At 30.8% G+C, this 22802-nt stretch carries 15 protein-coding genes and 1 CRISPR repeat array; of the genes, 5 read left to right on the forward strand and 10 right to left on the reverse strand.

Annotated elements, in window-relative coordinates; genetic code table 11:
* Nucleotides 1–27: 27 nt before the first annotated feature.
* The 4 genes from ACY2IJ_RS14795 to cas9 all read right to left on the reverse strand — a co-directional run bounded on the left by ACY2IJ_RS14795 (nucleotide 28) and on the right by cas9 (nucleotide 12677).
* A complete protein-coding gene (locus ACY2IJ_RS14795; RefSeq protein WP_476725088.1) occupies nucleotides 28–3237 on the reverse strand; it encodes a cytochrome c biogenesis protein in 3210 nt (1069 codons plus the stop codon).
* Nucleotides 3238–3443: 206 nt separating this feature from the next.
* A CRISPR array of direct repeats spans nucleotides 3444–6983; the repeat unit is 46 nt; unit sequence GTTGTGAATTGATTTCAAATTGTATTTTTATGTGAGGAATCACAAG.
* A gap of 277 nt (nucleotides 6984–7260) precedes the next feature.
* Nucleotides 7261–7599 carry a CRISPR-associated endonuclease Cas2 gene (gene cas2, locus ACY2IJ_RS14800; protein ID WP_476725089.1) on the reverse strand — a complete coding sequence of 113 codons (339 nt, stop codon included), beginning with the start codon at nucleotides 7597–7599 and terminating at the stop codon, nucleotides 7261–7263.
* Between the two features lie 6 nt (nucleotides 7600–7605).
* Nucleotides 7606–8493, reverse strand: coding sequence for a type II CRISPR-associated endonuclease Cas1 (gene cas1 / locus ACY2IJ_RS14805; RefSeq protein WP_476725090.1), 888 nt, complete (start codon nucleotides 8491–8493; stop codon nucleotides 7606–7608).
* Nucleotides 8494–8507: 14 nt separating this feature from the next.
* On the reverse strand, nucleotides 8508–12677 hold the full coding sequence (gene cas9 / locus ACY2IJ_RS14810) for a type II CRISPR RNA-guided endonuclease Cas9 (RefSeq protein WP_476725091.1): 4170 nt from the start codon (nucleotides 12675–12677) through the stop codon (nucleotides 8508–8510).
* A gap of 290 nt (nucleotides 12678–12967) precedes the next feature.
* Between cas9 and ACY2IJ_RS14815 the strand changes: the two genes are divergently transcribed.
* The gene (locus tag ACY2IJ_RS14815) at nucleotides 12968–14107 is read left to right on the forward strand and encodes an NAD(P)/FAD-dependent oxidoreductase (protein ID WP_476725092.1); all 1140 of its coding nucleotides are present in this window, start codon (nucleotides 12968–12970) and stop codon (nucleotides 14105–14107) included.
* Nucleotides 14108–14168: 61 nt separating this feature from the next.
* Here ACY2IJ_RS14815 and ACY2IJ_RS14820 read toward each other — a convergent pair whose 3' ends face one another.
* From ACY2IJ_RS14820 to prmC, 5 genes are all read right to left on the reverse strand, one after another.
* The gene (locus tag ACY2IJ_RS14820) at nucleotides 14169–14528 is read right to left on the reverse strand and encodes a hypothetical protein (protein WP_476725093.1); all 360 of its coding nucleotides are present in this window, start codon (nucleotides 14526–14528) and stop codon (nucleotides 14169–14171) included.
* 96 nt (nucleotides 14529–14624) lie between these two features.
* The gene (locus ACY2IJ_RS14825) at nucleotides 14625–16835 is read right to left on the reverse strand and encodes an NADP-dependent isocitrate dehydrogenase (protein WP_476725094.1); all 2211 of its coding nucleotides are present in this window, start codon (nucleotides 16833–16835) and stop codon (nucleotides 14625–14627) included.
* A gap of 203 nt (nucleotides 16836–17038) precedes the next feature.
* A complete protein-coding gene (rplS, locus tag ACY2IJ_RS14830) occupies nucleotides 17039–17392 on the reverse strand; it encodes a 50S ribosomal protein L19 (protein ID WP_476725095.1) in 354 nt (117 codons plus the stop codon).
* Nucleotides 17393–17516: 124 nt separating this feature from the next.
* Nucleotides 17517–18194 (reverse strand): tRNA (guanosine(37)-N1)-methyltransferase TrmD, encoded by a 678-nt coding sequence (gene trmD, locus ACY2IJ_RS14835; protein WP_476725096.1) that lies wholly within the window; start codon nucleotides 18192–18194, stop codon nucleotides 17517–17519.
* Between the two features lie 115 nt (nucleotides 18195–18309).
* Complete coding sequence (gene prmC, locus ACY2IJ_RS14840) at nucleotides 18310–19155, reverse strand: peptide chain release factor N(5)-glutamine methyltransferase (protein WP_476725097.1); 846 nt, start codon at nucleotides 19153–19155, stop codon at nucleotides 18310–18312.
* 49 nt (nucleotides 19156–19204) lie between these two features.
* On the opposite strand from prmC, the gene ACY2IJ_RS14845 reads away from it, so the two are divergent.
* Genes ACY2IJ_RS14845 through ACY2IJ_RS14860 form a run of 4 tightly spaced genes read left to right on the forward strand, consistent with a single transcriptional unit; the run spans nucleotide 19205 to nucleotide 22205 of the window.
* Entirely contained in the window at nucleotides 19205–19672 is a 468-nt protein-coding gene (locus tag ACY2IJ_RS14845; protein ID WP_476725098.1) for a hypothetical protein, read from the forward strand.
* Nucleotides 19672–20721: a bifunctional diaminohydroxyphosphoribosylaminopyrimidine deaminase/5-amino-6-(5-phosphoribosylamino)uracil reductase RibD gene (ribD, locus tag ACY2IJ_RS14850; RefSeq protein WP_476725099.1), complete on the forward strand. Its 1050-nt coding sequence runs from the start codon at nucleotides 19672–19674 to the stop codon at nucleotides 20719–20721. The genes ACY2IJ_RS14845 and ribD overlap by 1 nt, the downstream gene beginning before the upstream one ends.
* Nucleotides 20722–21588 carry an EamA/RhaT family transporter gene (locus ACY2IJ_RS14855; protein ID WP_476725100.1) on the forward strand — a complete coding sequence of 289 codons (867 nt, stop codon included), beginning with the start codon at nucleotides 20722–20724 and terminating at the stop codon, nucleotides 21586–21588.
* Nucleotides 21585–22205 (forward strand): IMPACT family protein, encoded by a 621-nt coding sequence (locus ACY2IJ_RS14860; protein ID WP_476725101.1) that lies wholly within the window; start codon nucleotides 21585–21587, stop codon nucleotides 22203–22205. The genes ACY2IJ_RS14855 and ACY2IJ_RS14860 overlap by 4 nt, the downstream gene beginning before the upstream one ends.
* Before the next feature lies 1 nt (nucleotide 22206).
* Here the strand turns inward: ACY2IJ_RS14860 and ACY2IJ_RS14865 are convergent, their stop codons facing one another.
* Nucleotides 22207–22608 (reverse strand): acyl-CoA thioesterase, encoded by a 402-nt coding sequence (locus ACY2IJ_RS14865; RefSeq protein WP_476725102.1) that lies wholly within the window; start codon nucleotides 22606–22608, stop codon nucleotides 22207–22209.
* Nucleotides 22609–22802 lie beyond the last annotated feature (194 nt).

Below are 22802 nucleotides of genomic sequence, written 5' to 3' on the forward strand. Positions count from 1 at the left end.
TATTAATAGCAGATTTTACAGTCCTATTTATTTTTTGTAGTATTTTTTAAACTTCAAGTAAGCCAGTATACCTAAAATGGCAACTATAGCTATAGAATAGTACACAAAATTAGGAGTTACTACTTGGTCTCCGCTAGCGTATGAGTGCAGTCCTGATAAATAGAAGTTTACTCCAAAATAGGTCATCATAATACTAGCAAATGCATAAATGGATACAATGTTAAATGTAAATTTACTTCTTAGACCAGGTACCAATCGCATGTGCAATACAAAAGCGTATATCATAATACTGATTAATGCCCAAGTTTCTTTAGGATCCCAACCCCAGTATCTACCCCAACTTTCGTTAGCCCACATACCTCCTAAAAAGTTACCAATGGTAAGCATTACAACTCCAACAGTCATGCTCATTTCATTAATAATGGTTAACTCATCAATTTTATGTTTTAAAGATTTTTTGTTTTTGTCGGTTGTTAAAATCATTAAAATCAAAGCAACCAATCCTAAAATCATACTCAAAGTAAATGGTCCGTAACTCGCTACAATAATAGCTACGTGAATCATTAACCAATAAGAGTTTAATACGGGTTGTAGGTTTGCAATTTGTGGATCCATCCAGTTCCAGTGTGCAATCATCAAAATCATAGAGGCAACAAAAGCTGTTGCAGCAATGGTTAACGATGATTTTCGTCCAAAAATTAATCCAAACAACATGGTTGCCCAAGCTACATAAATAATAGATTCATATGCATCAGACCAAGGAGCATGCCCACTAATAAACCATCTTACTCCTAAACCGGCTGTTTGTAAAACAAATAAGAATATTACAATAGCTATAGATCCTTTAATTAACAGTCTAACAACTTTACCGTCTTTAAAAATTTGAAAGATGATAAATAAGAACAATAAAGTACTGATGTACATATAGTAAGAAAATAGCTTCTTAAAAATATCATATTTATTGTACGTAATTTCAAAATCTATTTTCTTTTGACTTGGATAAACTTCAGCTCCATACTTTTTTTGGAAATTTTTAATTCCTTCTAAAATTTCATCAGCTTCGTTATAATTTCCTGTAGTTTTTGCTTGCCATAATGTTTGTCTGTAAGCAGGAATTATTTGTTTTACAAAAACAGAGTCAATTCCTGTAAAACCTGCAGTACTTAACTCTAATTGTGAAACCCATTTGTTGTTTTCATCGTTTATTTTTGGATAAATACGTAAAATACTTCCACTAATTGCGGTGTACAACAAACCTACTCTTTTGTCTATATTGATGACGTCTTTTTCAAAAGCACTTTTCTTTTGATTTTTTTCAGCATCGGCCACGTAAGAAGTTAGTTTGTAATTTCCTGTAGGGTCTATAAAATTAGATAAAGCAGCGTATTTTGTGTCTTGATCTATTCCTAAAATAGTACGAATTTTACTGTTTTTCTTTTCCAAATATATAATTGGAGCATCGTACCACATTCTTGGATTTTCTATAATAGATATAAATACTTGATTGGCATCTAATCCATTGTATGTGTCTTTTTTACTTACTTTTCTTAGCAATTCACTAGCAAAAGTGTTTACAGGTTTCATTCTACCACCTGCATCTTGAATTACCAATTTACTAAACTCCAAAGCATGCTCTGGTTTTACAGCATATTTAAGAATGCTTGCTTTTACTTCTTCTGGGTTTAAAGCTTTTAACTGCTCATTGGTTTGTGTTGCTTCATTATGTGCAGCGTGGTCGTGTTGTTCATGATTGTGACCTTCGTGGTTGTGTTCATCGTGATTGTGCTCTTGTGCAAAACTAAAAGAGCTTACAAGTCCTAACAATAATGCTATGGTAGTAGTTTTGTTTTTTAGTTTGTTTAAACGTTTACTTAACAGACCAAAACGGGTTTCTTTCATAAATAGTGTTAATAATAAACCAGCATACAAAGCAAAATACCCTATATAGGTTATAATAGTTCCTATTGCATCGTGGTTTACAGAAAGTCTTGTTTCTTCTTTTGGTCCCGATAAATCGTAACTAGACTGAAAGAATTTATAACCTTTGTAATTTAAAATATGGTTCATAAAAATTCTAAAATCAAATGTGTTGTTGTCCTTTTCATCAATAACAGTTACTTCACTAGCATAAGAAGCAGCAGATTCTGACCCAGGATATTTTTCTAACTGAAAATCGTTTAGTTTTATGTAAAAAGGCAAGGTTAACATTCTAGATCCGTAAGAAATATTAAAATTTAAATCGGCCAATGTAAAAGGAACAGGCTTGTTAGACGTGTATTGTCCTCCTTTTACTTGGATTAAAGTCATTTTACCTTTAGAAGTAACTTTTAGTGTAAGCATGGCTTCTGGAAAAGATTTTTTGTCTTTGGCAGAAATTACTTTCATTTCTCCTGTAATTGGTTTTTCTGGAACCACAAAACTCAATCCTGCAATTTGATGCAAGCTTAAGTAGTTAAATTTTTGAGTTTCGTTTTTAAGAATGGTTCCATTGTACCTGTCTGCCATTCGCATAAAAGTACCATCGTGTTTAGATTCTAAAAACAATTCGCCATTACGTTCTGTAAAGTTTATAGAGGTTTCTTTACCGTTTTCGTAACCTACTAGTATTCCGTGAATGTTTTCAATATCCCCTTTTTTAATATAATGGTCGTGTCTGCTACCAGAGCTAGATTCTACAAAGTGGATGTATTGCTCTCCATTTTCAGATTTGGTAAATTCTGTTTTTGCATTTGGAATATAATCTGTTAATTCTATATCAACTTCTTGTCCTCTAAAGTCTGTAGAAAAATGATAAGATGCTTTTCCTTTAGCAGACAAAAGAATAGGAGCATGTACATTTTTTTCTTCTTTAAAATTATGAATGTTTAAGTTTAAATATGTTTTTTCAGAAAAAAACACATTGGACTTTTCTCCCTCCATAATAGGCATTATTCCTTCGTAACTTATGTATCTTGTAACAGCGGCTCCAATAATAATTAACAGAAAAGAAAGGTGGAATAACAATACAGCCCATTTGGCTTTTTTGTACAGTTGGTATTTAAAAATATTTCCTATAAAATTAATGACAAATAAAGCCATAATAGCTTCAAACCACCAAGTGTTGTAAACTAAAGCTTTAGAAGTTTCTGTACCATAATCATTTTCTATAAAAGTAGCTACCCCCATTGCGGTGGCAAATACAATAAATAGCACAGCCATTAAGCGGGTACTGTAAATAATATTCCAGATTTTTTTCATCGGATGCGTAAGTTTTTTAAAGTTGCTAAATTACGTAATATTGAACGAAATACTTAGCAATAATAGAGCCAATGTGTAAATGTTTTTAGAATATTTGCAGGATATTTTTTTAAATCAGATTCTTATTTTTTTCTTGCTTTTTAATGTTGTGTATTGATGAGTTTGTATAAGTGTTAAAAAGTGTACATTTCCATATAAATAATATTGTTGTGAATTGATTTCAAATTGTGTTTTTATGTGAGGAATCACAAGTTGCAAAGTAATATTGTTGGTTACACTTCAGTTGTGAATTGATTTCAAATTGTATTTTTATGTGAGGAATCACAAGTGAAGAAATCAATTTCAAATGCACATCCTCGTTGTGAATTGATTTCAAATTGTATTTTTATGTGAGGAATCACAAGTTTAAAAATCTTTTAGATATATCTGAACAAGTTGTGAATTGATTTCAAATTGTATTTTTATGTGAGGAATCACAAGAATTATGAGAGAAAAAGAAATACCTGTAGTGTTGTGAATTGATTTCAAATTGTATTTTTATGTGAGGAATCACAAGCTTCATTCCAGATTCCTACGCACCTAGTTTGTTGTGAATTGATTTCAAATTGTATTTTTATGTGAGGAATCACAAGATTTATTTTTATAAAGAGCGTGACCCCTTTGTTGTGAATTGATTTCAAATTGTATTTTTATGTGAGGAATCACAAGAATCATAGAGTTTTCGCCCCAGTCTCCATCGTTGTGAATTGATTTCAAATTGTATTTTTATGTGAGGAATCACAAGTCAAGTCACCTATATAATGATGAAGTTGACGTTGTGAATTGATTTCAAATTGTATTTTTATGTGAGGAATCACAAGTAACAGTATAAGAAGCTACACAGGTATTTCGTTGTGAATTGATTTCAAATTGTATTTTTATGTGAGGAATCACAAGATTACCTCTATTTTAATGTTCTTTATAAATGTTGTGAATTGATTTCAAATTGTATTTTTATGTGAGGAATCACAAGTTAAAATTATGGGATTGTTTGACGACAAAAGTTGTGAATTGATTTCAAATTGTATTTTTATGTGAGGAATCACAAGCACATTATCTGGAGTAGAAAAAACCATTGGGTTGTGAATTGATTTCAAATTGTATTTTTATGTGAGGAATCACAAGGGGTTAGAAGATTTTGATAGTAACGCTATTGTTGTGAATTGATTTCAAATTGTATTTTTATGTGAGGAATCACAAGTGTTTTGGGTTTATATATATCATATTGACTGTTGTGAATTGATTTCAAATTGTATTTTTATGTGAGGAATCACAAGAAAGTGGTTTAATTAATCTAATGGATTTTTGTTGTGAATTGATTTCAAATTGTATTTTTATGTGAGGAATCACAAGATAAGTTTCTTTTGTAAATGCTTTGATATTGTTGTGAATTGATTTCAAATTGTATTTTTATGTGAGGAATCACAAGAATTATACTCATAAGTATCTACATAGGACTGTTGTGAATTGATTTCAAATTGTATTTTTATGTGAGGAATCACAAGGTTTAATATATAAGTTTCTTGTACTTGCGCGTTGTGAATTGATTTCAAATTGTATTTTTATGTGAGGAATCACAAGTTCCACGACGTTGTGAATAATTCCAAGCATGTTGTGAATTGATTTCAAATTGTATTTTTATGTGAGGAATCACAAGTATGAAAGAAATCTTTAATAGTTAGAAACGGTTGTGAATTGATTTCAAATTGTATTTTTATGTGAGGAATCACAAGAGAATCCTTACACCCATTACGAATAATATTGTTGTGAATTGATTTCAAATTGTATTTTTATGTGAGGAATCACAAGCGAATAATCCAACAAAACTTCATCTATTCCGTTGTGAATTGATTTCAAATTGTATTTTTATGTGAGGAATCACAAGATATTATTTCTTTTTTAAAACCAACAGCCCGTTGTGAATTGATTTCAAATTGTATTTTTATGTGAGGAATCACAAGTTACCTAATGAATGAATTTTTGTACTAGGTGTTGTGAATTGATTTCAAATTGTATTTTTATGTGAGGAATCACAAGATAACAAAAGACCTATTTATTTGAGTTACTGTTGTGAATTGATTTCAAATTGTATTTTTATGTGAGGAATCACAAGTAATTTTGGTTTTACCTAAATAGGTGGGTTGTTGTGAATTGATTTCAAATTGTATTTTTATGTGAGGAATCACAAGGCAGCTTTTAAAAACAAAACCAACACCAACGTTGTGAATTGATTTCAAATTGTATTTTTATGTGAGGAATCACAAGTGTGTTGCCTTACACTTCTGCGGATGGCTTGTTGTGAATTGATTTCAAATTGTATTTTTATGTGAGGAATCACAAGTATAGAGTTTGAAGATTCTCCTAAAATGGCGTTGTGAATTGATTTCAAATTGTATTTTTATGTGAGGAATCACAAGCAATTAGATGCTCAAGAACCTACAGATTACGTTGTGAATTGATTTCAAATTGTATTTTTATGTGAGGAATCACAAGACCATTTCTTAACATCTGCTACAGGTTTACGTTGTGAATTGATTTCAAATTGTATTTTTATGTGAGGAATCACAAGACATTTTTAGAGCAAACAATTAACATTTTAGTTGTGAATTGATTTCAAATTGTATTTTTATGTGAGGAATCACAAGTTTGCTCTCGTTTTGTTTTGCTAAATTAAAGTTGTGAATTGATTTCAAATTGTATTTTTATGTGAGGAATCACAAGTAATTTACTTAGTGCTTTAAGTCGCTATACGTTGTGAATTGATTTCAAATTGTATTTTTATGTGAGGAATCACAAGTTCATCAAACGTAGGATTATACTCTACTACGTTGTGAATTGATTTCAAATTGTATTTTTATGTGAGGAATCACAAGCGGAGGTTCTGCTAAAGCAGCTGCAGAAGCGTTGTGAATTGATTTCAAATTGTATTTTTATGTGAGGAATCACAAGTAATTACAGAAACAAAAAAAATAGTTTTGGGTTGTGAATTGATTTCAAATTGTATTTTTATGTGAGGAATCACAAGTTATAGAGGGCATGACCTCGCTCAGTTCCGTTGTGAATTGATTTCAAATTGTATTTTTATGTGAGGAATCACAAGTTTTGCAGTTAACACATTATTAATAGCTGTGTTGTGAATTGATTTCAAATTGTATTTTTATGTGAGGAATCACAAGCTAGTATTAAAAAAACCTATTATTTTATCTGTTGTGAATTGATTTCAAATTGTATTTTTATGTGAGGAATCACAAGTTTTACCGAAGTAACCACCGCTAGGTGCTTGTTGTGAATTGATTTCAAATTGTATTTTTATGTGAGGAATCACAAGAACAAAGAAGCCAATCAACAAAACATAAGGGTTGTGAATTGATTTCAAATTGTATTTTTATGTGAGGAATCACAAGTAGCTTGCGCATATATTAATGCGGTTGGAAGTTGTGAATTGATTTCAAATTGTATTTTTATGTGAGGAATCACAAGGCGGGAGGTGTGTATGCTGAGTATGTTGCTGTTGTGAATTGATTTCAAATTGTATTTTTATGTGAGGAATCACAAGTGAAAAAGCTATACTTAAAGCTGTTGACGAGTTGTGAATTGATTTCAAATTGTATTTTTATGTGAGGAATCACAAGACATCAATAAAATTATGAAAATCTTTTTCGTTGTGAATTGATTTCAAATTGTATTTTTATGTGAGGAATCACAAGGTCAATCCCCAAAACTTTAGATAAATAAAGGTTTGGGGATTGTTTTTTAGAAATATAAAAAAGATTTATTTTATCTATATCGTTAATGTTAAACTCCAATTTTAAAATTCTAAGCTTTTGATGATAGAGCTAAGTAAAGAATTATTTAATGCATTTTATATAAAATTTATTCTGTGTACTTAAGTTGATCTCATCTCGACTCCGCGCGATGACCGTTTGTAATAATTGATTATTTATAAGCTCTAGTCCTTAACTTAACTCTACTCGATGACCTTTGTTAAAAAAGTTCTAATTGTTGGGTAGTACCTGGTAAATCTGTTTGTTTTTTACCATGAAATAATTCCATATTTCCAAATTGTTTGTCGGTAACACATAAAATTCCAATTTTACCATGTTTGGGTAAGGCATTTTTAACACGTTTGATATGTACATTGGCATTTTCTCTACTTGGACAATTGCGTAGGTAGATGGAGAATTGAAACATATCAAAACCATCTTTAATTAAATCCTTTCGAAACAAATTTGCAGCCCTTCGTTCTACTTTGGTTTCGGTAGGCAAATCAAAAAATACCAATACCCACATAATTCTATAAGCGTTAAATCTGTCTTGTGACATAGGTTATCAATCTAGTTCGGGGTATTTAATAGTTCTTAGTTCTCCTGTATAACATTTGTATAAAGAAGCTGTGGTGGTGGTAACAGCGACTAATAAAGGTCTTTGTTGTCCATCTATCCAAACATCTTGTGTAGCAATTCCTAATAAATAGGCTTTTACATCTTTAGTTAACTCATCTGTCTCTCCAAAATTATTCACATAATTTACCACCATTTTATCTACAAAAGGACGGTAGGGTTCCATCACATCATCTGCCAAACAATAGGGATTGTATTTGTTTTTATGAAATAAGCCCAATACAGGTAATAAACCAGAACTTACCAAAGCTCGGGCTACAATGCTCCGTAAAATAGCATAACCAAAATTTAGCAATGCATTGGGAGCATCTCCAAATCGGTTTCGTTGAAACTCTGGAAATAAATGTTTCCAATAATGTTGTGCAGCTTTTCCTTCGGTATTGGTAGTATCTCCACTTTTGGTGGCGGTTCTATATTCTTCCATAGGCTCATAAACTCGGTTGTTGAGTTTAAGTAAAGCTTCTTGGTTTTTAATTTTTTGTTGGATGGTTTGTTTCCATAATTGTTTTTTTAAAGGTTCGCTTACGTCCAATTGATATTTAACACGTTCTGAATGTTCTGTGTGTCCGTAAAGAGGCAACGTAATTCCAAAAGGCAAATGATGAGCATCACAAGTTACAATACACACTCCGTTTCCTTGCAAGCTGTTAATTACCTGTGTACTAATAGTAATTTGATAATGATCTAAAACCAACAATGCCATGTCTTCTATAGGCACAGATCCTTTTACCTTTCCCAAAGGTTCTTGAACCAATAATTGTTGGTTTTTTAGTTTTAAATGTGCAGGATTGCCTATGTAGATGGTGCGTTTGATCATAATCCAATTATTGATTAATATTCTCCAACTTGAACGATATTACCTAGATGATTGGTTCTTACTTTGATTATATTTCTTAAAGGCTCTGTACTTCTAATAGAATTATAAGTGATTCCGGATAGTTGTTTTTTATTTTTTAGTATATCACTATCTATGGCCTTAGTTTCTAAATGATGTGTAAACAAATAATTCTTGGTTGATATTTTCTGCACTCTAAACAAATGAGGACTAATCAAAGCATAATTTTTTTCATCTAATAAATCTACTTCTTTAGGATTGAAATCATCTGTAGAAAAAACAAATAGTTCATTTTGTTTGAGTGTAAATAAGAATTCCCAATCTTTGTCTTTGTTGTAATTTTTGTTTACTATAGGCAGGTCTTGATTAACTCTAGCAATTGCATCAAAAAGAGAAACTACTTGTTCTTGTAGTTTTCCTTTTTCATCTTTGTAAATAGCCACATGATGATTGTTTCCGGTACTTACAAAATCTACAGGTTGAGTATTACCATTTGTATCTAAAATAAGATTTCCTAAATGGTCTTTTTTGTCATGTAAAGATTCTACGTTGGCAACTCCAGAAATGGTAACTCTTTTGATAGCGATTCCCTTTTCTTTATTCAGCCAAATAGGATTGTTATTTAAGTCTGAAAAAGCAGCTTTTTTATCTCCATTAAATGTATCTATCCTTTTGTACAATAGCTCACGGATTTTGGCATCTAGTACTTTTTCTATTTTTAAATCGGGAGTTATTTCTTTACGAATGGTATATACATCTTCGTATTTTTTTGTAGTAACAGTTAAAGGCATTTCTTTACCATTAGCTAATAGTATAGGTGTTTTACTAAGTACATTTTTACCTCCAAATGCTTTTTTAGGATCGTTGTTAAATTCAGTTATTCTTTTTAATAATAATGTTCTGTATTCTGGTTGTGTAACGGTTTTAATTTTATCTACAGTAAAGGCAGTTCCAATTTTTTCTTGTTTTACGATTTCTTTTTTTGAGCGACCATAAACAGTTTCTTTGTGCAATTGCCCTCTAGGAGTTAATTGAACTTTTTTTGAAGTTCCCTTTTTAGCCTTTGTGATATTAATATTTTTAGTTACTACTTTATTTTTAGTTTTAAAAGAGATTAAAATACTTTCTATGTGTTTTTTAGCTTCTGTTCTAAAGTTAGGCATAGGTTGTGAAAATATTCTTTTCCCTTTATCGTTCTTATTTGTGATAATTTGTTGTATCGAATATATAGGGCTCGTTTTGTTATTTTTAGCCTTTAGGTTATTAATATATTGAATATGATTGTGTGTTGTGAAAGCTACTGCTAAAGCATCCATAGCATGGTGTCTATGGTCGTTTCGTTTGGTCCAATCTATAATTTGTTCAACTTTATTTCCATTTTTTCGTTCTTCTAAAACAGTTAAACCAAGTTCTCTATATTTAGGAAGATTTAATTCTTTCATTACATAAATCAAATCCCAATCTTCTCTTAGTTTGTCTGTAATACTTCCTGTAGTAGGTACTACATTTCTAACAACTTCCTGTAACATGTTTTTCGCTTTCTTAGCGATGTATTGTGTGTTTTTTAAATCCCTTTCAATAAATCCATCAGGCAAGTTGCTTTCTTTCATTAAAAGTTTGGAATATTTCCCTTTAGAAATAACACCGCTATCATATAAAGTTTTTACTCTTAAAACATAATTTTCTAAATCGTGATTGTATTTATCTTCCATAAAATCATAAGAAGTCATGTCTGATTTTATAAGATTTACAGTTCTAAATGCCAATGTTTTATTGGAAAATGAGTCATCAAACAATTTTGCTTTAGGGATAATATGCTCTATGTCTATTTCTTTAGAAAATAGTTTATGAGGTTCTATGTATTGATTGGTGTATAAAGTTTTGAAACCATTTGTTTCTAACTCTTGATACAAACGATATTTAACGACATCATTTTTAGTGGGATTTTTAATGTTAAAAGGAGCTTTTTGAAGCGTTTTTTTTATGTCCTCATTTCTCTTTGTGGCAGAGGCAATACCAGAAGTCATTTCTTTACGTTGCTTTGCAGATTTTTTTAATTCTCTAGCCAATTCAATTCTAATTTCATCAGGTTTTCCATAGGTGTCAATAATTTGATTGACAACATTTACTAACTGATTTAGAATCTTTTCTACAACCGGGTTTCTTAAACTATTTTTAGGTAATAGTTCTAGTTTTTCTTTTAACTCTCTCTTTAAATTTTCTTCTTTGGTAATGCTGTTAGAGTGATTATAACCTGCCAATGTACAAGCTTGTGAATATTCATTTCCATCTTGTAAGTGAGGAATAATTTTACGGATGGCCTTAGTACTTAAGTTTCCATAATCTGGTTGTAAGCTAATATTTGCAAATAGAGAAGTATATTTTACAGGAATCCCAAATTTTAAATGAAGCTTCTTTTTAAGATTTACAGCTGTTTTTCCATAAATAGCTTCATCTTCTTTACTAATTTTAGAATCATCTTCGACTGAGTATAATAAATGCCATAATTGATAAGAAAGTTGTTGTTCAAAGTTATCATCATTAATGTCAAAATCTAAAATGTTAGGATTGATTCCTATTTCTGGTAAAGTCGCTTTTAATTCTTCTTTTATTTCCGAAGCATTTTTTTTACTCCAATCAAAACCATGTCCTTCGTTTTCAGAAATTTGTTGCAATACATTGTAAATAGCTTGATTGGTATTATTTCCTTCAATAACTTCAAAATTACATTTCCAATTTTTTGATTTTAATTTCAGTAGTTTTAAAACTTCAGCACTTTTTAATTTTCCTCTTGTGTTTAGTTCTTCAAAAATTAAATACTTTTGTTCTAGAGTTAATATTTCTTCAGGAAACTCTTGATTAAAAAGGTTTACTGTAGTTTCTTTTTTAGGTGTAAAACTAAGGTTATTTAATACTTGCCATATTTTGTATTCTTGAAATACAGGAGATGATTTAGGAACAACTCTTGGACCTATTGTTTTCTTTTTAACTTTATTTTCAACTATTATTTCAATTGTTTTTTGTTCAAACTCACAAATACTAATCAATCCTTTTTGAGACTTTAATTTTCGTTGATAAAAAATAATAATATCTCTTATTTCTTCTTTTAAATTAGTTGTTAGCTCTGGATGGGATTTAGCTTGTGTTTCCCAAATTTGTTCAAACTCATCTAAATAATCTTGTCTATAAAAAACTTGATTTTTTAAGCTTGTATGTCTGTCTTTTTCTATTTGTTGATACAAGTATTCTCCTACGGTTATTTTATTAAAGTATAGTTTTTTACTTCTATCCCCAATAGCTCCCAAATACCCACTAGATTTGTTTAAATCATTATTTACTTCTTGTAATACAATGGCTAAAGTTTCTAAATCAATTTTAGTATTTAAGGATTCACTTCTCCATTTGTATTTTTCTAATCTTTTATCAGTAGCTGTCCCTTTTTGAGTAATTCCTTTGATGTTAAATGGCTCTTTACAAATAGCCCATGTTTGGTTTTTGTTTTTACCTTCTAAATTTTGGAAAAGTTCATCTGTTAATATATCCGAATAAAATTGTTTTTGAAACTTCCAGATTTTTGAAAATTCACTTTTTAAATCTGATTGGTAAAAATCAGGAATATATTTTTTTCCATCTATTAATAGCTGATATACATATTGACCAGGAGTTATGTTGTTTTCATACAATTCTTTGGCAACAGACATACCATCAATTAAAGTTCCCTCCTCTTCATTTTTAGCTTTTCTACTACTTTTATATCCTCTTTTTTTATTGATAGTTAATAATATTCTAGCAAATTCTTCTTTTGTAACAGGTTTTTTGGCTGCTTTAGCTCTTAGCTTTAGTGTTTCAAAAGTAGAATTACTGCCTATTTCTGTTAAAACTGATTCTTGTTTAAGAATATTGTTTTTTAGTAAAGCTTCTATTAAGTTTTGTCTTCTTAATTTAAAACGTTGTAAATTTTTACGAGCACCTCTTTTTAAAGTTCTATCAGTATTTACAGATAAAGGATTACCTTTTTCAAAGTCTGTAACCTCATCAGTACTTAAAGGATTTACTCTTACTCCCAGCTTAATAATTTCAGAAGTTTCATTTTTATTTTCAGCTTCATTTACTAAAGCCCAACCAATAGATGTGGTTCCTAAGTCTAGTCCTAGTATTTTTCTCATAATATTGTATATATCCACTACTAGAGATAGTAGCAGATTGTTAATGTTTTTTAGAAGTCTTAAATAGCAATTTTTAAAAGACTGAAATAAATGTAATGATTTATGTTAAGATTTACCAATAATTTTTATATTAGCATTACAATTTGAAATCAATTCACAATAAGGATTATTCCGTTGTGAAAACATTTAAAACGGCAACTTCGGTTGTCGTTTTCTTTTTAATAGGTTATTCAGTTTTTAGTACTTTGTTTTTTGAAAGAATCATTTATATTAGCGATAAAAAATATTTCATGAACAAATTTGATGTAGCTGTAGTAGGAAGCGGACCTTCAGGAGCTTCTGCAGCCTTTCATTTAGCTAAAGCAGGACTTAAAACAGTAATTTTAGAAAAAGAAACACTACCAAGATATAAAGTTTGTGGAGGAGGTTTTGTGTATAGAGGTAGAAAAAATATGCCTTTTGATATTTCTGAAGTAGTAGATATTGAGTTTAAAAAAATTGATATCTATATGGGGGATATTCATTTTACGACGGAACGTGATGAGCCCATTGTGTCTTTAGTTATGCGTGATACTTTTGACAACTTGATTGTTAAAAAAGGACAAGAGTTGGGAGTAGAACTTATAGAAGGTTGTAAGGTTACAAAATTAGAAAAGAAAGATGATGTTGTTGAATTGGAAACAACTCAAGGAACTATTTCTGCGACCTATGTTATTGCTGCAGATGGTGTGTATAGCCAAGTAGCAAAAATGGCAGGCTGGAAAAAAGACACCAGAACGTTAATTCCAGCATTAGAATATGAAATAGAAGTAAACGATGCCGATTTTGAACGTTTGTCTAAAGAAATACGATTTGACATAGATGCGATTCCTGCAGGTTACGGTTGGTGTTTTCCTAAAAAGAATCACTTATCTATAGGAGTAGGAGCAATTCTTAAAGATGATAGAAGAATAAAGGAATATTGTGCAGAATACATTAAATTCTTAGGTATTGAAGAAATATTACATATAGAAAAACACGGATACCAAATTCCTGTTACTCCTAGAACAGATGGTTATGTGAAAAACAACGTTTTTTTAATTGGAGATGCAGCAGGTTTTGCAGACCCTTTAACAGCAGAAGGAATTTCTAACGCAATTTACAGTGGTAAATTAGTAGCCCAAGCAATTGTAGAAGCTGGAAATGATAGTGAACAAGCTGCTAAAACGTATACAGATATTATAGAAAGTACCATAATGCCAGAATTGTTAACCTCTATGAAGTTGGCTAAATTGTTTTATAGTAACAAGTTGATCAGAAAAACATTATTGAAAAATTATGGTCAACGTTTTGGTGAGGCAATGACTGATATTTTTATGGGAGATAGATTGTACCCTAAAGATGTAATGGGAAAAATAAAAGAAAAACTAAAAGAGAAAATGGCTTTGTAAAAAGCTATATGTAGAATATAAAAAACGCTTAGCCATATATATATAGCTAAGCGTTTTTTTGTTATATGGTTTGTTTGGTCTTTTTACCCTGAAAAAGATAAATCACACAAATTAAGATAACGACTAATAAAATAGAAACTCCGTATTTGTGCAACCATGTTACAATAGTTTCAAAATGTTTGCTCGTTAACCAAAAGTAAAGTATTCCTGCAATAACACCTATAACACCACTAATTCCGTATTTTTTAGAACTAGTTAAACTTTTAATGTTTTGCAATAAGGCAGAAAAAGAAAAAGCAACAATAACAACAACAACTAATGTACTAACAAAACTAATACTGTTAGAGTTTATGTTTAAAGAAGTTAGCATTAAAATTAACAATTCACTTATTATAATAGTGATTAAAGCTCCAATTTTCATATATAAATTCGTTTAATTTTAGATTAAAGATATTACATAAAAATAAAAACCTCGCTAATTTTAGCGAGGTTTTTATTTTTATAAAATTTTATAGTTTTAAGCTATTCCGTCTATAATTGTATTTAATGTAGTACTAGCTCTCATAACTGCAGATGTTAATTCACTATTCATACTGTAGTAACCACCAATATTAGCAGGTTTTCCTTGAACAGAAATTAATTCTTCAACTATTTTAGCTTCGTTAGCTGTTAAAGCTTCTGCTACTGGAGTAAAAATTTCTTTCAACTCAGCATCTTTGTTTTGAGCTGCTAACTCTTGAGCCCAATATAGTCCTAAATAGAAGTGAGAACCTCTGTTATCTATACCACCAATTTTACGTGTTGGAGATTTGTCAGTATCTAAGAATTTACCAGTTGCAGCATCTAAAGTATCTGCTAATACTTGTGCTTGTGGGTTGTTGTATTTATCGCTTAAATGCTCTAAAGAAACAGCCAATGCTAAAAATTCTCCTAAAGAATCCCAACGTAAGTAATTTTCTTCTATTAATTGTTGTACGTGTTTTGGAGCCGAACCTCCTGCACCAGTTTCAAACAATCCTCCACCATTCATTAAAGGAACAATAGATAACATTTTAGCAGACGTACCTAATTCTAAAATTGGGAATAAATCTGTTAAGTAATCACGTAATACGTTACCTGTTACAGAAATTGTATCCAATCCAGCTTTTACTCTTTCTAAAGTATATTTTGTCGCTTCAATAGGGGATTTGATTAAAATTTCTAATCCTTCTGTATTATGGTCTTTTAAGTATTTGTTTACTTTCTTAATAATTTCTGCATCGTGAGCTCTGTTTTCATCTAACCAGAAAACTGCAGGCCATCCTGTAGCACTTGCTCTGTTTACTGCTAATTTAACCCAATCTTGAATAGGAGCATCTTTTACTTGACACATTCTAAAAACATCACCAGCTTCAACAGTTTGTTCTAACAATACATTTCCTTCTTTATCTATAACTTGTACTGTTCCTGCTTCTTCTAATTGGAATGTTTTATCGTGAGATCCGTATTCTTCTGCTTTTTGAGCCATCAATCCTACGTTTGGAGTAGTTCCCATGGTTGTAGGGTCAAAAGCACCATTTTCTTTACAAAAATCTATAGTTGCTTGAAAAACTCCAGCATAACATCTGTCTGGAATTAAAGCTTTTGTGTCTTGTTGTTGTCCTTCTGCATTCCACATTTGTCCTGAAGTACGAATCATAGCTGGCATAGATGCATCTACAATTACATCAGAAGGTACGTGTAAGTTGGTAATACCTTTGTCTGAATTTACCATAGCAACAGCAGGAGCATCAGCATAAACAGCATCAATAGCAGCTTTTATTTCGTCTTCCTTACGATGACCAGCAATTTTAGCATATACATCTCCCAAACCATTGGTTGCTGTAATTCCTAGTTCTGCAAATAAATCAGCATATTTCTCAAAAACATCTTTATAGAAAACTTCTACAATTGCTCCAAAAATAATTGGATCAGAAACTTTCATCATGGTTGCTTTCATGTGTAATGATAACAACACTCCGTTTGCTTTAGCATCTGCAATTTCTTTGGCAGCGTATTCTTTTAAAGAATTGATGCTCATTACAGAACAATCAATTACTTCTCCGGCTTTTAAAGGAGCGTATCCTTTTAAGTCGTTTCCGTTAAAAGTAATTTTAAATTCAGTAGCATTTTCTATGGTTGTAGATTTTTCTGAACCATAAAAATCATTCGCATCCATAGAAGCTACATGCGTTTTAGAGTCTTTGCTCCATGCTCCCATACGGTGTGGGTTTTTCTTTGCGTAGTTTTTTACTGCTTTAGGAGCTCTACGGTCTGAATTTCCTTCACGTAATACAGGGTTTACGGCAGACCCTAATACTTTTGCATAGGTTGCTTTTATTTCTTTTTCCTCTGGAGTTACTGGAGTTGCAGGGTAGTTAGGAATGTTAAAGCCTTTAGCCTGTAATTCTTTAATAGCTGCCTGTAACTGAGGTATAGATGCTGAAATATTAGGTAATTTAATAATATTAGCTTCAGGAGTTTTAGCCAATTCTCCTAGTTCAGCCAAAGCATCAGAAATTTTTTGATCATCTGTTAAAAATTCAGGAAAATTAGCTAATATTCTTCCTGCTAAAGAGATGTCTCTTGTTTCAACTTCAATACCTGCTTTACTTGTAAAAGCTTTGATAATTGGTAATAATGAATACGTTGCTAAAGCGGGTGCTTCGTCTGTAAGCGTATAGATGATTTTTGAATTTTCTGTTGCCATTTTAATTCTTTAATATTTATTTTTTTGATAGTTCTATTTTATAAACACAAGGGTTATAAGTTTTGCAAATGTACTAATATATTTAGCTTATTTGGTATCCTGTTAAAATCATAACGATTTTATGAAAAACTGTGCTATTTTAAATTTATAAAAAAAGCTCAATACTAGAGTATTGAGCTTTTAATGTGTGGAATAAAAAGAAATTATTTTCTTCTAACTTCTTTAATTCTTGCTTTTTTACCAGTAAGTTCTTTAAAGTAATAAATTCTAGCTCTACGAACTTTACCTTGTTTGTTCAATTCAATTTTTTGAATAGCTGGTAAGTTGATAGGGAAGATACGTTCTACACCAACTGTTCCAGACATTTTACGGATGGTAAATGTTTCAGAAGCACCAGTTCCTCTTCTTTGGATTACTACACCTTTAAAAAACTGTGTTCTTGTTTTAGCCCCTTCTTTAATTTCGTAGTATACAGTAATTGTATCTCCGGCTTTAAAGTTTGGTAATTCTTTTTTTGCTACAAATTCGTCTTGTACAAATTTTACTAAATTTTCCATTTTAGATTTTTTATCATGGTTGTTTTCTAAAATAACATTCACGAGTATCGTCAGAGGTTAATTTAGGACTGCAAAAATAAGAACAAAAAATTACATAATCCTAAAAATGTTAAAAAAAAATGAATTATTCCTCTAACAAGTCAGGTCTAACTTTTTGTGTGATTTCTAAGGCTTTGTCAGATCTCCATTCTTCTATTTTAGGAAAATTTCCACTAGTTAGAACTTCGGGTACTTTGGTTCCTTTGTAATCGGCAGGTCTTGTGTATACTGGTGGAGATAATAAATCGTCTTGAAAAGAGTCTGTTAAAGCAGAGGTTTCATCACCTAAAACACCAGGAATTAATCTAAGAATGGTGTCGCACAATACAGCAGCACCTAATTCTCCTCCGCTTAAAACATAATCACCAATAGATATTTCTTTGGTAATAAACAAATCTCTTACGCGTTGGTCTACACCTTTGTAATGACCACATAAAATAATCATGTTTTCTTTTAAAGAAAGTGTGTTGGCAGTGCGTTGGTTTAGTGTTGGGGCATCTGGAGTCATGTAAATAATTTCATCATAATCTCTTTCTGCTTTTAGTTTGCTAATACAAGTATCAATAGGTTCTATCATTAATACCATTCCGGCACCTCCACCAAATTGCATATCGTCAATTTTACCGTAATCATTAATGGCATAATCTCTTAAATTATGAAAGTGAATTTCTGCTAAACCTTTGTCTTGAGCTCTTTTCATAATAGAGTGCTCAAACGGACTTTGGATCAATTCTGGCGATACGGTAATAATGTCTATACGCATATAAAAGTTTTTTGCAAAAGTAAGTGTTTAGTATCAAGTATCAAGTATCAAGTAGAAAGTATTCAGTACAAAGCTATCCGATTACTACTAGATACCATATGCCCGATACTTTGTACTATACAGAAGCTTTAATCATTCGATCGTTTCCAAATACATCTTTTTTAAGTTCAACATGTTTAAATCCAATGTTTTGTAACAAATCAATGGTTTCTGTTCCTAAATATTGATTGATTTCGTAATACAATGCTCCGTTGGGGCTTAGAGCTGTTTTGGCCAACTCGGCAATTTTTTTATAAAAAATTAAAGGATCATCATCTGAAACAAATAAGGCTAAATGAGGTTCGTAATTCAATACGTTTTTTTGCATTTCTTGTTTTTCTAAATTTCTAACATAAGGTGGATTGCTAACAATTACATCATAAGTTGCTGTAAGTTTTTCGGTTGCTAAAATATCTTGATGTAAAAATTGAACATCTGCTTTATTGTGAGTTGCATTTCTTTGGGCAGTTGCTATAGCTTTGCTAGAAACATCAATAGTAGTAACCTTGGCATTTTTTATATGTTTAGCGAGTGCAATAGGAATGCATCCGGATCCGGTTCCGATGTCTAAAATAGTAGAGGTTGTGTTGGTAGAAGAATCGTTTAAAATCCAACGAATTAATTCTTCGGTTTCGGGTCTTGGAATTAACACATGCTGATTTACTTCTAGTTTTAAATCCATAAACTCTGTAAAACCAATTAAATGTTGAATAGGTTGATGTTGACTTAATCCGTTTAAAATTTCATCAATCTTAGAAACTTGTTCTCCTAAAATTTCCATATTTGGATTTAAAGCAAAATCAATTTTAGATAATTTTAATACATCTTCTAAAATCAATTTAAAAAAAGAATCCAATTCAGTTTTAGGATAATGACTCTCTAAAGTGGTATAAAGTTTTTGTTTAAATGTTAGTAAAGTCATTAATTGGTTTATTTATTGATATTTTTGTTGCAAGTACAAATATACACATATGAAGTTCGTAAAATTAAGTTTCCTTTTTATTACTACAGTTTTTGTAGTGTCTTGTTCCAATTTAAAAGCTCCAGAATATAGAGGAGTAGGTGGTGTAAAGGTGTCTAAAATTATTAATGATTCTATTACGATTAAGGCGGGTTTAAGGTTTAACAATCCAAATAGAGTAGGCGGAAAAATGTCTTTAAAAGACATACACGCAGTGGTGAACAATATAGATTTAGGAAATTTAAAAAACCAAGAAGTAAAAGTACCTTCTAGAAAAGATTTTTCGGTTCCGTTGGAGATTAAATTGTCTTATGGTCAATTGTTTGATTCTAAAAAAGGATTGTTAGGGTCTATTCTAAATAGTATTTTAACCAACCAAATAGATGTAAAGTTAGATGGAAAAGCTACGTTTAGAAAATTTTTAGTTACCAAAGAATATCCTATTCATTTTTCTGAAAAAGTTAAAATATTAAAATAATGGATGCTGTACATTTAACATACATGCAACGTGCAGTTAATTTGGCAGAAAAAGGAACCAGATTGGCTTATCCTAATCCGTCTGTAGGAGCTGTAATTGTATGCGATGGTAAAATTATAGGAGAAGGTTATACAAGTGCTTACGGAGGTCCGCATGCAGAGGTAAACGCAATTAATTCGGTAAAAGATGAAAGTTTGCTAAGTAAATCTACCCTATATGTTACGTTAGAACCTTGTTCACATTATGGAAAAACACCACCCTGTGCTAATTTAATAGAAGCTAAAAAAATTCCTAAAATTTATATAGGTTGTATGGATACTTTTTCTAAAGTATCGGGTAAGGGAATAGAAATTTTATTAAAAGCAGGAAGAGAAGTACATGTAGGAGTGTTAGAAGAACAGTGTTTGGAATTGCACAAACGGTTTTTAACGTTTCATAACAAGCAAAGACCTTATGTAATTTTAAAATGGGCAGAAACTAAAGATGGGTTTATAGACAGAGAAAGAGTAGTTGATGGAATTGAAGATGCCAAACCTACATGGATTTCTAATGAGTTGTCTCGACAAAAAGTGCATCAATTAAGAGCGTTGGAACATGCCATTTTAGTGGGGACTAAAACAGCATTAAAAGACAACCCTACGTTAACGACTCGTACATTTGGAGGAATGTCTCCTATAAGAATATTGATAGATAGAACCTTAAAAGTTCCTGAAACATATCATTTGTACAATGGAAAGGTAAAAACCATTGTTTTTACAGAAAAACAAGCAGTTCATGAACAGGTGGTCTTTAAAACTATAGATTTTTCTAAACGTATTTTGCCTCAAGTTTTGGCAGAATTGCATCAGGAAAACATACAATCTGTATTGGTAGAAGGAGGAAAACAATTGTTAACTTCTTTTATGGATGAAAATTTATGGGATGAAGCCTTTGTTTTTGTAGGAGCAACAACTTTTGATAAAGGGGTAAAAGCACCAGATTTAAAAAAGAAACCACAAAAACAATCTGTTGTTGGTGGAGATTTATGGCAACATTATAGCAATATTTAAATGATTTATCTTTTACTGAGTATTCTTTTTACAACAGCTGTTTTTTTAATACTAAAAGAGTTTAATAGGTTTAATATAGACAATCTTGTAGGGATTGTAGTTAGTTATTTTACAGCATTATTTATAGGTAGTTTTTTTAGTGGTTCTTTTACTTTTACTACTTTTTATGTAGACAAGCCTTGGGTTTGGGGGGCTGTTGGAATTTCTATAATTTTTATTATTGTATTTAATTTAATGGCACTCACTGCTCAAAAAGGAGGTTTGTCTGTAATGTCTGTTGCCAATAAAATGAGCGTAGTAATTCCCATTGGTTTTGGTGTACTGTTGTATAATGAAGCATTAGGACCTTTAAAAATACTTGGAATTGTAGCGGCTTTGATAGGGGGTTGGTTTACGTCTAAAAAAGAAGGAGTAGATAAGTTTGACAAGCGTTTTTGGTATTTACCTTTTCTTATTTTTATAGGGAGTGGCTTGGCAGATTCCTTAATCAATCACATGCAAACTTTTTTAGTTCCTCAGCAGGAAATTGCCATTTTTTCTACTTCATTATTTTGGTTTTGTGGAGTCATAGGAGTTGTGGTGTGTTTGATAAAATATGCATTAGGAAAAATCCGTATTACATTTAAAAGTATTGTTGGAGGTTTGGTTTTAGGAGTCCCTAACTATTTTTCTATCTATTACATTTTAAAAGCTTTGTCTCACGGAACCATACAAACAGCGTTAGTGTTTTCTTTAAACAACTTGTTGGTGGTGTTGCTATCTGTTTTTTTAGGAGTGGTTTTGTATAAAGAAAAATTAAGCAAACAGAATTATATAGGAATAGGAATGTCTGCTGCGGCCATTATTATACTTTATTTTGCTATATGAGTAAAGAGTTAACCACATATAAAACAATTGATACATCTGTAGAGCAAATACTTTACAAAGAAAAGGGAAGTAAATTTATTGGTTATTTAATTCCTGTAACCACAGAGAATGACGTTAAAGAAGCATTAGAAAATATAAAAAAACAATATCATGATGCTAGGCATTGGTGTTATGCATATCGTTTAGGGTTTGATGGATTGATATACAGAGTAAACGATGATGGAGAACCTAGCAATACAGCAGGACAACCTATTTATGGACAATTGCTAGCTTTTGATGTTACCAATGTTTTGTTAATTGTAGTACGTTACTTTGGAGGAGTTAAATTAGGTGTAGGTGGGCTGATAAAAGCTTATAGAACTTGTGCAGAAGAAACACTACAGCAAGCTTCAATAGAAGAAAAAACAATAAAAAATACACTTCTTATTAACAGTTCTTATGAAAACGTAAATAAGGTAATGCGTGTTATAAAAACATTTGACTTAGAAATACAACAACAAGAAATGTATTTAGATTGTAATTTTACATTATTAGTACCCAAAGCTATTTTTAAAAATGTCATCCAATCTTTTGAAGAATTACGTTGTGTAAACATTAAACGATTAGAGGAACTATAAATTATTGATTTATAATTGTGTTTAAAATATTTTCTGGACACCTGATAGGTCTGTTTTTTTTCATGTCTACAAACACCAAGGTAGATTCTCCAGTTGTTAACAATTCATTGTGTTGATTATACACTTTGTAGGTAAAAATTATCTTTACATCAGGAACCTGTTTTATAGCAGTTTTAACGGTTAAAAAATCATCGTACTTTGCGGGTTTTTTAAAAACAGTATTTAAGTTTACAACAGGTAGCATTACACCTTGATCTTCCATACTTTTGTAAGAGATGCCAGCATCTCTAAGCCATTCAATACGAGCGGTTTCGAAGTATTTTGCATAGTTGCTATGGTGTACATATTGCATTTTATCTGTTTCGTAATATTTTACTCTAAAACTATAATCCTTACTTATCATATGTTAATCTTTAAAACCTAATATATTGTATGTAAAAAAAACATTAAATACAATAGGCAAACGGTTTTTTTTTAATGAATTTTATTCACACATTTGTAGTCCCCAAGAAGTACCTTATTTAATTGATTTAGGTCAGTCAATTTGGTGCAAAAATAACAGAATAAAACTAAACTAATTAAGTGCTAACGAATACT

The organism is Wenyingzhuangia gracilariae (genome assembly GCF_056387575.1).

Excerpts from the sequence above, each read along its gene's own strand:
- ACY2IJ_RS14795 (WP_476725088.1), bottom strand. The coding sequence starts at position 3,237 with ATGAAAAAAATCTGGAATATTATTTACAGTACCCGCTTAATGGCTGTG.
- cas2 (WP_476725089.1), bottom strand. The coding sequence starts at position 7,599 with ATGTCACAAGACAGATTTAACGCTTATAGAATTATGTGGGTATTGGTA.
- cas1 (WP_476725090.1), bottom strand. The coding sequence starts at position 8,493 with ATGATCAAACGCACCATCTACATAGGCAATCCTGCACATTTAAAACTA.
- cas9 (WP_476725091.1), bottom strand. The coding sequence starts at position 12,677 with ATGAGAAAAATACTAGGACTAGACTTAGGAACCACATCTATTGGTTGG.
- ACY2IJ_RS14815 (WP_476725092.1), top strand. The coding sequence starts at position 12,968 with ATGAACAAATTTGATGTAGCTGTAGTAGGAAGCGGACCTTCAGGAGCT.
- ACY2IJ_RS14820 (WP_476725093.1), bottom strand. The coding sequence starts at position 14,528 with ATGAAAATTGGAGCTTTAATCACTATTATAATAAGTGAATTGTTAATT.
- ACY2IJ_RS14825 (WP_476725094.1), bottom strand. The coding sequence starts at position 16,835 with ATGGCAACAGAAAATTCAAAAATCATCTATACGCTTACAGACGAAGCA.
- rplS (WP_476725095.1), bottom strand. The coding sequence starts at position 17,392 with ATGGAAAATTTAGTAAAATTTGTACAAGACGAATTTGTAGCAAAAAAA.
- trmD (WP_476725096.1), bottom strand. The coding sequence starts at position 18,194 with ATGCGTATAGACATTATTACCGTATCGCCAGAATTGATCCAAAGTCCG.
- prmC (WP_476725097.1), bottom strand. The coding sequence starts at position 19,155 with ATGACTTTACTAACATTTAAACAAAAACTTTATACCACTTTAGAGAGT.
- ACY2IJ_RS14845 (WP_476725098.1), top strand. The coding sequence starts at position 19,205 with ATGAAGTTCGTAAAATTAAGTTTCCTTTTTATTACTACAGTTTTTGTA.
- ribD (WP_476725099.1), top strand. The coding sequence starts at position 19,672 with ATGGATGCTGTACATTTAACATACATGCAACGTGCAGTTAATTTGGCA.
- ACY2IJ_RS14855 (WP_476725100.1), top strand. The coding sequence starts at position 20,722 with ATGATTTATCTTTTACTGAGTATTCTTTTTACAACAGCTGTTTTTTTA.
- ACY2IJ_RS14860 (WP_476725101.1), top strand. The coding sequence starts at position 21,585 with ATGAGTAAAGAGTTAACCACATATAAAACAATTGATACATCTGTAGAG.
- ACY2IJ_RS14865 (WP_476725102.1), bottom strand. The coding sequence starts at position 22,608 with ATGATAAGTAAGGATTATAGTTTTAGAGTAAAATATTACGAAACAGAT.